A 12950-nucleotide genomic window follows, 5' to 3' on the forward strand; every position below is an offset into this window, starting at 1 on the left:
CGGCGCTGTTTGGACGGAGCGGCGCACGGCGGCGGACGGCACCGGGAGGCCGGGGATGTACCACACCTGGATGCGCTACTTCACGCCCACGCCGGTCCACCACCGCCTCGGGCTGGTCTGTCTGGGCGTCGGCCTCCAGCACGGCACGCTGCCGCCGGTCGGGCCGCGCACCCTCGACCACCATGTCGCGCTGGTGATCAGCGCCGGGCGCGGCTGGTACGCGGGGCCCGACGGCCGGATCCGGGAGATCACCGCGCCCGCGCTGCTGTGGCTGCTGCCGGGCGTCGTCCACCACTACGGCGCGGACCCGGACAGCGGCTGGGACGAGAGCTTCGTCGACTTCACGGGACCTGCCGCCGCCACCTACCGGGAGCTGGGGTACATCGAGGCGGACCGCTGCCCGGTGCCGCTCACCGACACCGTCGCACCGCGCGCCGCCGTCGGCCGGATCGCCCGTGCCGCGCGCCGCGACAACCCGCTCCTGGAGGTGGAGACCTCCGCCGCCGTCCACGAACTCCTCGTCGCGCTGCGCCGGTCCCGCGCCGGGACCGGGGCGGACGGCGATCCGGTGCTGCGGGCGCTGGCCCGGGACGCGTTCGCGCCGCTGACGGTGGCCGGGCACGCCGCCCGCAACGGGATGACGCCCGCCGCGCTGCGCGCCGCGGTGCGCCGGGCCGCCGGGTGCACGCCCAAGGACTATCTGCTGGGCATCCGGCTGGGCCGGGCCAAGGAGCTGCTGGCGGCGACGGAGCTGCCCGTCGCCGCCGTGGCCCGCCGGGTCGGCTACGACGATCCGGCGTACTTCAGCCGGCTGTTCACCCGCCGGGTCGGCACGCCCCCGGTCCGCTTCCGGGAACGGCAGGGGCGCACCGTGCCGGGCGGCTGGTCCGACACGGTGCCCGACCCGGACGATCCGCCGGTGCTGCGGTCAGGGGGAGACCTCCTCCAGCGGCCGGTCGCGGGTCTCCTCGGCGAAGAAGGCGGCGGCCATCGCACCGGCGGCGGCGACCGCGGCGAGCACCGTGAAGACCGCGGGCAGTCCGGAGGCGGCGTACACCGCGCCGACGACGACGGGCCCCAGAATCACCCCCAGCCGGTTGACCGCACCGCCCGCGGCGCAGCCCAGCGCCCGCATCCGGGTCGGGTACAGCTCCGGGGTGTAGAGGTACAGGCAGATGTTGGAGCCGAAGAAGCAGACCGCGGCGAGTGAGGTCCACAGCAGGACGCCGCCGGTGGAGCCGGCGCCGGTCAGGGCGAGGACGAGCAGGGTGGCCGCGGTGCCGCCGAGGAAGAGCGGGAAGATCCGGCGGCGGCCGATCCGGTCCACGGTGAGCGCGGCGACCAGACAGCCGATCAGCCCGGCGACGGAGGTGACCGTCGAGGCGAGCAGCGCGTCGCCGAGCGAGAGGTGGAAGCGGGAGCCGTAGATGCTCGGCAGCCAGGACGTGATGCCGTAGTTGACGAAGTATCCGGTGAACCAGAGGGCGGCGAGGACGAGGGTGCGGCGGCGGTAGCGGCCGGTGAACAGGCCCCGGATGCCGGTGGCGGCGCGTTCGGCGGGGGTGGCGGGCACGGCCGGGCCGTCCCCGGCGGGCGCCGGTGCGGGGCCGGTGACCGGCGGCAGCGGGCAGCCCGTCGCCGCCTCGACCTTCCGCTCGATCAGCGCCATGGTCTCCTCCGCCTCCCGCAGCCGCCCGCGGTCGGCGAGCCAGCGCGGGGACTCGGGGACGGTGCGGCGCACCAGCAGTGCCAGCAGTCCGGGGAGCGCGGCGAGCAGATACATCCAGCGCCAGCCGAGCGCCGGGACGATCCAGGCGGCGCAGAGCGCACCGACGGTCAGCCCGGCGGGGAAGACCAGTTCGTAGAGGAGGACGAAGCGGCCGCGGCCCAGGCTGCGGGTGATCTCGCTGATGAAGGTGGCGGCGACCGGCACCTCACCGCCGATCGCCAGGCCCTGGACGAAGCGGAGGGCCATGAAGGAGCCGGGCCCGTTCGCGGCTGCGAGGGCGGCGGAGGCCAGCCCGGACAGGCCGATGCAGGCGGCGATGACGGTGACCCGGCCGTAGCGGTCGGCGAGGCGGCCGGAGAGCAGCGCGCCGAGGAGCATCCCGACCGAGCCGACGGTCATCACCAGGGTGGCGCCGCCGGTGGACAGCGCCCATTCCTGGCGGAGTTCGGGCATCGCGTAGGCGATCAGCAGTTGGTCGAAGGCTTCGAAGAAGGTCACGACGCCGATGACGACGCGGACGGTGACGTGCCAGCGGGACAGCGGGAGTCGTTCGAACCGGGCGGCGAGCGCGGCGCGGGCGGCGCCGGTCTCGCGGTCCGGGGAGGCGGCAAGGCTCATCCGGGGATTCCTCCAGGCCCGCGGCGGGGCGGGAGAGGGGCAGGGCAGGGGGAGGGCGAGGCGCGGCGGGGCGGCGGTCGGGGGGAGTCCGCGAGATGTCCCGTCCGTAAGCGCAAAGCTTCTAAGCGCTTAAGTTCTACCGACCGCAGGGGCGGGGTCGTCAAGGGGTCGGGCCGGGAAAGTTTTCCGGGCGGTGGGGGTTGCCAGGGAATAGTTAAGTGCTTAGATTTCTGGCGCTGAAGCAATCCGCTCGGCACACACCCCGCCCAACTCCCGTTCAGGAGGCCCCGGATGACCGTCGACGCACCGGTGAACGACCTGGTGCCCGCGCCGGGCGCCACCCCGGACGAGGTCCTGGTCGCGGGGGAGTGGCGGCGCGGCACCGGCACCCCGATCGCCACCGCCGACCCGGCGACCGGCCGCACCCTGACCACGGTCACCGGAGCGGGCGCCGCCGACGTCGACGCCGCGGCCACCGCCGCCGCCCGCGCCGCCGCCGACCCGGCCTGGCGGAACCTGCCGCCGCATCTGCGCGCCCGGCTGCTGCACCGCATCGCCGCGCTCGTCGACACCCACGCCGACGCGCTCTCCGCGCTCCAGACCGCCGACACCGGCAAGACCCGCGCCGAAACCCTCGCCCTGGTGCGCAGCGCCGCCGCCACCTTCCGGTACACCGCCGCCGCGGTGGAGACCGCCGAGGACGCCGTCCCGCCCTCCCGCGGCGACTACGTCACCCTCAGCCGCCATGCACCGATCGGCGTCATCGGCGCCATCACCCCGTGGAACTCCCCGATAGCCAGCGATGCCCAGAAGCTCGCGCCCGCCCTCGCCGCCGGGAACGCCGTCCTGCTCAAGCCCGCCGAGTGGACCCCGCTCGTCGCCCTGGCCCTCGGCCGGATCGTGCACCGCGCCCTCACCGAGGAGGGGCTGCCGACCGCGCTGCTCGCCGTGCTGCCCGGGCCCGGCACCGTCACCGGCGACGCGATCGTGCGCCATCCGGCCGTCGGGAAGGTCGCGTTCACCGGCGGCACCCGCACCGGACGCGCCATCGGCCGGATCGCCGCCGACAAGATCATGCCGGTCTCGCTGGAGCTGGGCGGCAAGTCACCGACGGTCGTCTTCGAGGACGCCGACACCGAAACCGCCCTGGCCGGCGTGTTGTTCGGCATCTTCTCCTCCAGCGGCCAGAGCTGTATCGCCGGCTCCCGCCTCTTCGTCCACCGCTCCCGCTACGACGCCTTCCTCGACGAGCTGACCGCACGGACCCGCGCACTGCGCGTCGGCCCCGGCACCGACCCCGCCACCCAGGTCGGCCCGCTCGTCCACCACCGCCACCGCGACCACGTCGCCGCCTACGTCGACCTGGCCCGCACCGAGGGCGCCCGGGTCCGCTGCGGCGGCGCCGCACCCGAGGGCGAGCGCCACCGCGACGGCGCCTACTACCTCCCCACCGTCCTCGACGGTCTGGAGCCCACCGCCCGCGTCTGCCGGGAGGAGATCTTCGGGCCGGTCCTCGTCGCGCTGCCCTTCGACGACGAGGACGACCTCGTCGCCCGGGCCAACGACACGGTCTACGGCCTCGCCTGCGGGCTGTGGACCCGCGATGCGGCCACCGCCTGGCGGGTCGCCGGCCGGATCGACGCCGCCACCGTGTGGATCAACACGTACAAGCAGTTCAGCGCGGCCACCCCGTTCGGCGGGATGAAGGAGAGCGGTCTCGGCCGGGAGAAGGGCCGCGACGGCATCCGCGCCTACCAGCGGCAGCAGAGCCTCTACTGGGGCACCGGCGGCCCGCTGCCCTGGGCCGCCGGCTGACCTCCGGCCCCACACCCGCCACGCACTCTCCGCCCCTCCGCTCCCGTTCGAAGGATGCCGAACCGATGCCCCACGAGCCCATAGCCCGGCTCCGCGCGCTGCGCGCCGTCGAACTCCGCACCCCCGCCGTCACCGAGGCCACCGACTTCTACCGCGAGGTGTGGGGCCTGGAGACCGTCGAGGCCGAGCCCGGCGCCGCCTGGCTGCGCGGCAGCGGACCCGAACACCACGTCCTGGCCCTCACCCGCGCCGACCGCCCCGCCCTCGGCAAGATCAGCTTTGCGGTCGCCACCCCCGCCGAGGTCGACGCCGCCGCCCGCCGCCTCGCAGCCCGCGGCATCGTCCCCGTCCACGGCCCCGGCCCGCTCGACCAGTTCGGCGGCGGCCACGGCCTGCGCTTCACCGACCCCGAGGGACGGCTGCTGGAGCTGAGTGCCCATGTCGAGGCCGTCGCCCCGCGCGGCCGGGACGCCGCCGTCCCCACCGGCGTCACCCACACCGTCCTCAACACCACCGACATCGACGCCGCCGTCGCCTTCTACACCGACGTCCTCGGCCTGCGGGTCTCCGACTGGTCCGAGCACCAGATGGCCTTCCTGCGCTGCAACGCCGACCACCACTGCCTCGCCTTCAACCAGGCCGACTGGGCGTCCCTCAACCACGTCGCGTACGAGATGACCTCCGTCGACCACTTCATGCGCGGCCTCGGGCGGCTGCGCCACCACGGCATCACCCCGCAGTGGGGGCCCGGCCGCCACGGGCCCGGCGACAACACCTTCGCCTACTTCACCGACCCGTCCGGCCTGGTCTGCGAGTACACCTCCGAGGTCGCGCAGATCGTCGAGGACATCTGGATCGCCCGGGTCTGGCGCCGCACCCCCGAACTCTCCGACCTGTGGGGCACCGCCGGGCCACCGTCCCCCGCCATCCGCCGCCACATGGCCGGCACCCCCGACCCCGGCCCGCTCGCCGCCCCGGAAGGAACCGCATGACCGCCGTATCCGCCGCCCCCGCCGCCCGCGCCCCGCGCCGGGTCGGCCTCATCGGCTGGGGCGCCATCGGCCGCGTCGTCGGCACCGCGCTGGCCGCCGGGGAGGTCCCCGGCGCCGAGCTGACCTGCGTCGTCGACAACCGCCCGCTCGGCGACGCCGCCCCCGCCCCGCAGCTCTCCCTGGAGACCGCGCTGACCCGCTGCGATCTGCTCGTCGAGGCCGCGGGCCAGGGCGTCGTCCGGGCCCACGGCGAGGAGATCCTCACCGCCGGCGCCGACCTGCTGATCGCCTCCACCGGCGCGCTCACCGACGACGCCCTCACCGCCCGGCTGCGCGCCGCCGGACCCGGCCGCGTCTACTTCACCGGCGGCGCCGTCGGCGGCCTCGACCTCCTCCAGGCCGCCCGCGCCCTCGGCCCGCTCACCGAGGTCACCCTCACCACCACCAAGCTCCCCGCCACCCTCGAACAGCCGTGGATGGACGAGGAGTTGCTGCACCGGATGCGGACCGCCACCGGCCCCGTCGAGGTGCTGTGCGGCACCGCCCGCGAGATCCCCGCGAAGTTCCCCCGCTCCACCAACGTCGCCGCCTCCGTCGCCCTCGCCGTCGGCGACCCGGACGCGGTGCGGGTCAGCGTCGTCGCCGACCCCGCGGCCCGCCACACCCGCCATGTCGTCGAGGCGTCCGGCGGCCACGGCAGCTACCGGTTCGAGGTCCGCCACCTGCCCGACGCGGCCAACCCGGCCACCAGCCAGGTCGTGCCGTACGCGGTGCTGCGCTCCCTCGCCGCCCTCGCCGGACGCCCCGGGATGATCCTGTGACCGCCTACGACCTCGCCGGACTGCATGTCGCCCAGGCGGGCACCGACGGGCCGACGCTGCTCTGCCTGCACGGCATCGGCTCCTCCGCCGCCGCCTTCGCCCCGCAGTTCGGGGGCCTCGCGGACAGGCTGCGCCTCCTCGCCTGGGACGCCCCCGGCTACGGCGCCTCCGCCGACCCCGAAGGCCCGCTGAGCCTCGACGATTACGCCGACACCGCCGCCGCCCTGATCCGCGAACGCGGCGGCCCGGCCCATGTCCTCGGCGTCTCCTGGGGCGGCGTCATCGCCCTCCGCCTCGCCGCCCGCCACCCCGACCTCGTCGCCTCGCTGATCATCGCCTCGTCCAGCGCGGGCTCCGGCACCGACCCGGAGAAGGCCGCCGGGATGCGCGCCCGCGTCGCCGAACTCGCCGCCCTCGGCCCGCGCGCCTTCGCCGCCCGCCGCGGCCCCCGGCTGGTCTCCGACGCGGCGCCCGAAGCCCTCGTGCGCCGGGTCACCGACACCATGGCCCGCGCCGTCCGGCTGCCGGGCTACGGCCACGCCGCCGAGGCGATGGCCGTCACCGACCTCCGCGGTGAACTGCCCGGCATCACCGCGCCCGCCCTCGTCCTGAGCGGCGACCTCGACCGCGTCACCGGCCCGGAGGCGAGCCAGCTCCTCGCCGGTGCGCTGCCCCGCTCGGCGTACGTGATCGTCAAGGACGCCGGTCACCTCGCCAACCAGGAGCGGCCCGCGGCGTTCGACGCCTGGGTTCTCTCCCACCTCCGCATCACCGCCGGTCTCGGCGGCTGATCACCACTCCCGTACCGCGAAAGGCAGTTCCGCCATGCCCCTCACCACCGACGCCTACGACAACGGCGGCGACCTCGCCGCGTACACCGACTCCCTGATCGCCACCAAGGACTCCCGCGAGCCCGACTGGGACACCCTCGCCTTCCAGACCAAGGCCGGTGACCAGTACCGCCGCGCCCAGATCCGCTACGTCGGATCCGGCGCCACCGGCAACCACGAGGGCGACAACCGCATCCTGCCGTCCGGCGGCTTCACCTTCTCCAACATGCTGCTGCCGCCCGGCGCCGAGGGCCCCGAGCACACCCACCACGACGTGGAGGAGGCGTTCTTCGTCCTGGAGGGCGAGGTCCGCGTCGGCATCCACCGCGGCGAGGGCGAGGCCGAGTACCGCACCCTCGGCTACCGCGACATGATCGTCGTGCCCGCCGGGGTGGCCCGCAGCCTCAAGAACGAGGGCGACACCGACGCGCTGTTCTGCGTCGTCATCGGCACACAGAAGCCGCAGGTCCCCACCTACCCCGCGCACTCGCCGATGCACGGCGTCACCCGCGACTGATGGCCGCCCCCGCAACCGGCACCGTCGTCGTCACCGGCGCCGGCCGTGGCCTGGGGGAGGCCATGGCCCGCCGGGCCGCCGAGGACGGCCACCGCGTCGTCGTCGCCGAACTCGACGCCGAGCGCGGCACCGCCACCACCGCCGCGCTCCGCGCCGACGGCCTCGACGCCCACTTCGTCCGCTGCGACGTCGCCGACCCCGCCTCCGTCGACGCCCTCGCCGAGGCCACCGCCGCCCTCGGCCCGCTGTACGGCCTGGTCAACAACGCCGGGCTCGCCAACGGCGTCGGCGGCAAGGAGTTCCAGGAACTCACCGTCGAGGAGTGGGACCGGCTGATGACGGTCAACGCCCGCGGCCCCTGGCTCGTCGCCCGCGCCCTGCTCCCGCAGCTCCTGGCGCACGGCACCGGCCGCATCGTCAACCTCGCCTCCGACGCCGCCCTGTACGGCTCCCCGCGCCTGGCCCACTACATCGCCTCCAAGGGCGCCGTCATCGCCCTCACCCGGGCGATGGCCCGCGAACTGGGCGACAAGGGCATCACCGTGAACGCCGTCGCCCCCGGCCTCACCGCCTGCGAGGCGACCGAGAACGTCCCCGCCGAACGCCATGAGCTGTACCGGCTGGGCCGCGCCGTCTCCCGCCCGCAACGCCCCGACGACCTCATCGGCCTGGTGGCCTTCCTCCTCGGCGAGGAGTCCCGCTACCTGACCGGCCAGGTCATCGCGGTCAACGGCGGCTTCACCATGCACTGACGCCAACTTGCTTGTTGTGCAAGCGCGTTGAGGTACCACCGAACCCCGGAAGGACCCCCATGGACCTCGGCCTCGCCGACCGCACCGTACTCGTCACCGGCGGCACCTCCGGCGTCGGCCTGGCCACGGTCCGCGCCCTGCTCGACGAGGGCGCCCGCGTCGCCACCTGCGCCCGCACCCCGGAATCGCTGACCGCCCTCGCCGACGGCCTCGGTGCCGGACCGGACCGGCTGCTCACCGGCGCCGCCGACATCCGCGACGCCGACGCCACCGCCGCCTTCGTCCGCCACGCCGCCGACCACTTCGGCGGCCTCGACGGCATCGTCAACAACGCCGGACAGTCCCGGATGAAACGCTTCGCCGAGACCACCGCCGAGGACTGGCGCGACGAGCTGGAGCTGAAGTTCGCGGGCGTGCTGCACACCCTGCGCCCCGCCCTCCCGTACCTCCGCGCCTCGAACGCCGCGGCCGTCGTCAACATCAACGCCGTCCTCGCCAAGGAACCCTCACCCCGGCTGATCACCACCAGCGCCGCCCGCGCCGGGATCCTCAACCTCTCCGCCTCCCTCGCCCGCGAGCTGGCCCCCGACGCCATCCGCGTCAACTCCGTCTGCCTCGGCCTCATCGACACCGGCCAGTGGACCCGCCGCCACGCCGCCGCCGGCACCGCGCAGAGCTACGACGCATGGCAGGCGGAACTCGCCGCCGACCGCGGCGTCGCCCTCGGCCGCCTCGGCCGCGCCGACGAGGTCGCCTACGCCGTCCTGGCCCTCCTCGCGCCCCGCGCCTCGTACATCACCGGCACCGCCCTCGACGTCTGCGGCGGCGTCGCCCGCTCCGCCGCCTGACCCGCACCCACCGGGAGACCGCACCATGTCCCAGCCCCACGGCGGCGATCTGCTCGTCGCCCTCCTGCGCGACCTCGGCGTCGACACCGTCTTCGGCGTCGTCAGCGTGCACAACCTGCCGCTCGTCGAGGCGGTCGACCGCGATCTGCGGTTCGTGCCCGTCCGCCACGAGGCCACCGCCGTCAACGCCGCCGACGGATACGGCCGCGCCCGCGGCGGGATCGGCTGCGCCCTCACCAGTACGGGCACCGGCGCGGGCAACGCCGCGGGTTCCCTGATCGAATCGCTGGCCACCGGCAGCCGCGTCCTCCACGTCACCGGCCAGATCGACAGCCACCACCTCGGCGCCGGCCGCGGCTACATCCACGAGACCCGCGACCAACTCGGCATGCTCCGCGCCGTCAGCGCCCACGCCGCGACCGTCCCCGACGCCGCGAGCGCCGGCCGCGTCCTGCGCGCCGCCGCCGACCACCTCCGCGGCCCGGCCGGCGGCCCCGCCAGCGTCGAATGGCCCATCGACCTCCAGTACGCGCCCCAGGACCCGGCGACCCTGCCCGCCGCACGCCGGGCACCGGCACCCGTCCGGCCCGGCGCCGACGCGCTCGACGCCGCCGCCGACGCGCTGGCCGCCGCCCGCCGCCCCCTCGTCTGGGCCGGCGGCGGCGCCACCACCGCCGGGCCGGAACTCACCGCCCTCCTCGACCGGACCGGCGCCGGACTGCTCACCTCCAACTCCGGCCGCGGCGCCGTCCCCGAGACCGACGACCGCTGCGTCGGCAACTTCGCCACCACCCCCACCGGCCGCGCCCTCCTCGCCGACGCCGATCTGCTGCTCACCATCGGCAGCCACTTCCGCTCCAACGAAACCGCCGACTGGAGCCTTCAGCTGCCCGCCGTCCACCTTCAGATCGACCACGACCCGGCCGCTCTCGGCCGCTCCTACCCGGCCACCCACCCGCTCCATGGCGACGCCGCCACTACTCTCACCGCCCTCACCGCCCGGTACGGCCGCCGCACCGCCGCGGGCCCCGACCCCGACTGGAGTGCCCGCATCCGCGCGGCCCGCGAGACCGTCCGCGCCGAACTCCGCGACCGCATCGGCCCGCAGGCCGCGCTCTGCGACGCGATCCGCGCCGCGCTGCCGCCCGAAGCCGTCCTCGCCCGCGACGTCACCGTCCCCGCCAGCAGCTGGGGCAACCGCCTCCTTGTGATCCACCACCCGCACACCAACGTCTTCCCGCGCGGCGGCGGCATCGGCCAGGGCCTCGGCATGGGCATCGGCGCCGCCCTGGCCACCCCCGGCACGCCCACCCTCGTCATGGCCGGCGACGGCGGCCTCGCCGTCCACCTCGGCGAACTCCTCACCCTCGCCCAGGAACGCCCCCGCCTGACCCTCGTCGTCTTCAACGACGGCGGCTACGGTGTGCTGCGCAACATGCAGGACCGCTACTTCGACCGCCGCTCCGGCGTCGACCTGGCCACCCCCGACTTCGCCGCCCTCGCCCACGCCACCGGCCTGCCCTACGCCCGGATAGCCGCCGAGGAAGACGCCGCGCCCGTCCTCACCGCGGCCACCGCGAGCGACGGCCCCACCCTCGTCGAGGTCGACCTCACCGCCCTCGGCCCGATGAAGACCCCGTTCACCCCGCCCGTCGCACTGCCCGCCCGGTAAGGAGGACGACCGTGCCCGACACCGCCTTCGACCTGCTCGTCCACCGGATGACGTGGGAGGCCGACGACGTCCTCTCCCTCGACCTCGTCCACCCCGACGGCAAACCGCTGCCGCCCTGGGAGCCCGGCGCCCACCTCGATCTGCACACCGGCGGGCAGATCCGCCAGTACTCGCTGTGCGGCGACCCGGACGACCCCACCCGCTACCGCGTCGCCGTCCTGCACACCCCCGACTCCCGCGGCGGCTCCGCCCACGTCCACACCGTGCTGCGCCCCGGCTCAACCGTCCGCGTCCAGGGCCCCCGCAACCACTTCGCCCTCGAACCGGCCGCCCGCTACCTCTTCCTCGCCGGCGGCATCGGCATCACCCCGCTGCTCCCGATGGTCCGCCACGCCCGGCGCACCGGCATCCCCTGGCAGCTGCTCTACGGCGGCCGCCGCCGCACCGGTATGGCCTTCGCCGACGCGCTCACCGCGCTGGCCGACGGCGCCACCGGCCGCTGCGACCTGCGCCCCCAGGACGTCCACGGCCACCTCGACCTCGACGCCGCCCTCACCGGTCTGCCGGACGGCACCCTCGTCTACTGCTGCGGCCCCGAACCCCTCCTCGCCGCCGTCGAGGAGCGCTGCGCCGCCCTCGGCCTCACCGACCGGCTGCACACCGAACGGTTCGCCGCACCCGCCCCGCCCGACGGCGCCCCGGCGCCCGCCGAGGGCCACGGCTTCGACGTCGAGTGCCGCCGCAGCGGCCGCACCGTCCGCGTCGAGGACGGCACCTCCATCCTCGACGCCGTCGAGGGCGCGGGCATCGCCGTCCCCAGCTCCTGCCGCGACGGCATCTGCGGCACCTGCGAGACCCGCGTCCTGGACGGCACCCCCGACCACCGCGACTTCCTGCTCAGCGACGCCGAACGGGCCGCCGGCGCCTCCCTGATGATCTGTGTCTCTCGCTGCGCGGGCGACCGCCTCGTCCTCGACCTGTGACCCCCCGAACTCCCGGAGCCACCGTGAACCCGAGTCCGTACCTCGACATCCACCAGTCCCGTACGCACGAACCGACCCCCTACGAGATCAAGCTCGCCCACACCCTCGAAGAGATCTTCACCCAGGTCGGCCACGAACTGACCGACGTCGTCGCGGGGCTGAACGACCGCCAGGTCCGCACCCCCGACGGCGAACCCTGGACCGAGCGGTCCTTCCGCGACGAGATGCACCGACTGGGAGCGTGACCCGTGACCGCAGCGACCACCCCGACCACCGGCCACGCCGACCGGATCTACGCCACCGGACTGCGCAACCAGTGGCACCCCGTCGTCCCGTCCCACTTCGTCGCCCCCGGCGGGATGCGCCGGGTCCGGGCGCTCGGTGAGGACTGGCTCCTCTTCCGCCGCGCCGACGGCCGCCTCCACATGCTCGCCGACCGCTGCCCGCACCGCGGCGCCCGGCTCTCCCTCGGCCGCCACCTCGGCGACCGCGTGGCCTGCTGGTACCACGGCGTCGAGGTCGACGGCACCGGCACCGTCACCGCCGTCCCCGGACTGCCCGGCTGCGCCCTCGAAGGCAAGCAGCTCGTCACCAGCCCCCCGGTCCGCGAGGTGGGCGGCGCGATCCTCGCCTACTTCGGCGACGCGCTCCACCCCGAGCCCTGCGCACTGACCCTGCCCGAACCGCTCACCGCGCCCGGCACCGACGCGTTCCTCTGCTACGCCGAGTGGGAGGTCCCCTGGCGCTACGCCGTGGAGAACCTCCTCGACCCGATGCACGGGCAGTTCCTGCACCACGAGTCGCACACGATGGGGAAGGGCGACACCACCGCCAAGTTCCGCGTCCGGGAGACCGACCGCGGCTACTTCTTCGAGAAGACCGACCAGCGCGGCGTCAACTTCGACTGGGTCGAACTCTGCCGCACCGGCGTCGACTGGGTCGACCTCTCCATCCCCTACCCGCCGTCCGCAGGACCCGGCGGCCCCTTCGGCATCGTCGGCATGATCTGCCCCGTCGACGCACACCGCAGCGGCGTCTTCTTCTGGCGCTACCGCCACGTCACCGACTGGCAGCGCGACACCTGGCGCTTCCTCTACCGCACCCTCATCGAGGAACGCCACTGGCAGGTCCTCGAACAGGACCGGATCATGCTGGAGGCGATGCCGCACGACGCCGACTCCGCCGAGAACCTCTACCAGCACGACCTCGGCGTCGTCCGCCTCCGCCGCCTCTACCGCGCCGAGGCCGAGAAGCAGGCGGCCGAGCTGGCCGCCGGTCGCGCCTGACGGCCGGTCCGCACCCCAACTCTCAACCTTGCGGCGGACGTTCGGCGTCCCGGTCACCGAGGGGCACACCTGCCCCTCGGTGACCGG

12 protein-coding genes and 1 pseudogene are annotated in these 12950 nt (G+C 75.0%); 12 read left to right on the top strand and 1 reads right to left on the bottom strand.

From position 1 onward, the window contains the following. Positions 1–55: 55 nt before the first annotated feature. Positions 56–925 (top strand): annotated as a pseudogene (locus ACZ4U4_RS20215) (helix-turn-helix domain-containing protein); the annotation flags it as partial. A 3-nt stretch (positions 926–928) separates the two neighbouring features. On the opposite strand, the gene ACZ4U4_RS20220 reads toward ACZ4U4_RS20215, so the two are convergent. After that, a complete protein-coding gene (locus ACZ4U4_RS20220) occupies positions 929–2347 on the bottom strand; it encodes an MFS transporter (protein ID WP_467876003.1) in 1419 nt (472 codons plus the stop codon). 291 nt (positions 2348–2638) lie between these two features. On the opposite strand from ACZ4U4_RS20220, the gene ACZ4U4_RS20225 reads away from it, so the two are divergent. From ACZ4U4_RS20225 to ACZ4U4_RS20275, 11 genes are all read left to right on the top strand, one after another. Further along, positions 2639–4162: an aldehyde dehydrogenase family protein gene (locus tag ACZ4U4_RS20225; protein ID WP_467876006.1), complete on the top strand. Its 1524-nt coding sequence runs from the start codon at positions 2639–2641 to the stop codon at positions 4160–4162. 65 nt (positions 4163–4227) lie between these two features. Further along, positions 4228–5154: a VOC family protein gene (locus tag ACZ4U4_RS20230; RefSeq protein ID WP_467876008.1), complete on the top strand. Its 927-nt coding sequence runs from the start codon at positions 4228–4230 to the stop codon at positions 5152–5154. Then, the gene (locus ACZ4U4_RS20235) at positions 5151–5975 is read left to right on the top strand and encodes an aspartate dehydrogenase domain-containing protein (RefSeq protein WP_467876010.1); all 825 of its coding nucleotides are present in this window, start codon (positions 5151–5153) and stop codon (positions 5973–5975) included. Before ACZ4U4_RS20230 ends, ACZ4U4_RS20235 begins: the two co-directional genes overlap by 4 nt. After that, entirely contained in the window at positions 5972–6766 is a 795-nt protein-coding gene (locus ACZ4U4_RS20240) for an alpha/beta fold hydrolase (protein WP_467876012.1), read from the top strand. Before ACZ4U4_RS20235 ends, ACZ4U4_RS20240 begins: the two co-directional genes overlap by 4 nt. Before the next feature lie 34 nt (positions 6767–6800). Then, the gene (locus tag ACZ4U4_RS20245; RefSeq protein WP_467876015.1) at positions 6801–7322 is read left to right on the top strand and encodes a cupin domain-containing protein; all 522 of its coding nucleotides are present in this window, start codon (positions 6801–6803) and stop codon (positions 7320–7322) included. Next, a complete protein-coding gene (locus ACZ4U4_RS20250; RefSeq protein WP_467876017.1) occupies positions 7322–8074 on the top strand; it encodes an SDR family oxidoreductase in 753 nt (250 codons plus the stop codon). Before ACZ4U4_RS20245 ends, ACZ4U4_RS20250 begins: the two co-directional genes overlap by 1 nt. A gap of 59 nt (positions 8075–8133) precedes the next feature. Continuing rightward, positions 8134–8922 carry an SDR family oxidoreductase gene (locus ACZ4U4_RS20255; RefSeq protein ID WP_467876020.1) on the top strand — a complete coding sequence of 263 codons (789 nt, stop codon included), beginning with the start codon at positions 8134–8136 and terminating at the stop codon, positions 8920–8922. A gap of 25 nt (positions 8923–8947) precedes the next feature. Next, positions 8948–10594 (top strand): thiamine pyrophosphate-binding protein, encoded by a 1647-nt coding sequence (locus ACZ4U4_RS20260; RefSeq protein ID WP_467876022.1) that lies wholly within the window; start codon positions 8948–8950, stop codon positions 10592–10594. Between the two features lie 47 nt (positions 10595–10641). Further along, on the top strand, positions 10642–11577 hold the full coding sequence (locus ACZ4U4_RS20265; RefSeq protein ID WP_467876457.1) for a PDR/VanB family oxidoreductase: 936 nt from the start codon (positions 10642–10644) through the stop codon (positions 11575–11577). A gap of 23 nt (positions 11578–11600) precedes the next feature. Next, a complete protein-coding gene (locus tag ACZ4U4_RS20270) occupies positions 11601–11822 on the top strand; it encodes a recombinase-like helix-turn-helix domain-containing protein (RefSeq protein WP_467876025.1) in 222 nt (73 codons plus the stop codon). 3 nt (positions 11823–11825) lie between these two features. Further along, positions 11826–12863 carry a Rieske 2Fe-2S domain-containing protein gene (locus tag ACZ4U4_RS20275; protein ID WP_467876028.1) on the top strand — a complete coding sequence of 346 codons (1038 nt, stop codon included), beginning with the start codon at positions 11826–11828 and terminating at the stop codon, positions 12861–12863. The last annotated feature ends 87 nt before the right edge of the window (positions 12864–12950 follow it).

This window comes from Streptomyces sp. NPDC029159, from assembly GCF_055564055.1.

Coding starts and splice junctions, on each gene's coding strand:
- ACZ4U4_RS20235 (WP_467876010.1), top strand. CDS start 5,151: ATGACCGCCGTATCCGCCGCCCCCGCCGCCCGCGCCCCGCGCCGGGTC.
- ACZ4U4_RS20230 (WP_467876008.1), top strand. CDS start 4,228: ATGCCCCACGAGCCCATAGCCCGGCTCCGCGCGCTGCGCGCCGTCGAA.
- ACZ4U4_RS20250 (WP_467876017.1), top strand. CDS start 7,322: ATGGCCGCCCCCGCAACCGGCACCGTCGTCGTCACCGGCGCCGGCCGT.
- ACZ4U4_RS20245 (WP_467876015.1), top strand. CDS start 6,801: ATGCCCCTCACCACCGACGCCTACGACAACGGCGGCGACCTCGCCGCG.
- ACZ4U4_RS20255 (WP_467876020.1), top strand. CDS start 8,134: ATGGACCTCGGCCTCGCCGACCGCACCGTACTCGTCACCGGCGGCACC.
- ACZ4U4_RS20265 (WP_467876457.1), top strand. CDS start 10,642: ATGACGTGGGAGGCCGACGACGTCCTCTCCCTCGACCTCGTCCACCCC.
- ACZ4U4_RS20220 (WP_467876003.1), bottom strand. CDS start 2,347: ATGAGCCTTGCCGCCTCCCCGGACCGCGAGACCGGCGCCGCCCGCGCC.
- ACZ4U4_RS20225 (WP_467876006.1), top strand. CDS start 2,639: ATGACCGTCGACGCACCGGTGAACGACCTGGTGCCCGCGCCGGGCGCC.
- ACZ4U4_RS20260 (WP_467876022.1), top strand. CDS start 8,948: ATGTCCCAGCCCCACGGCGGCGATCTGCTCGTCGCCCTCCTGCGCGAC.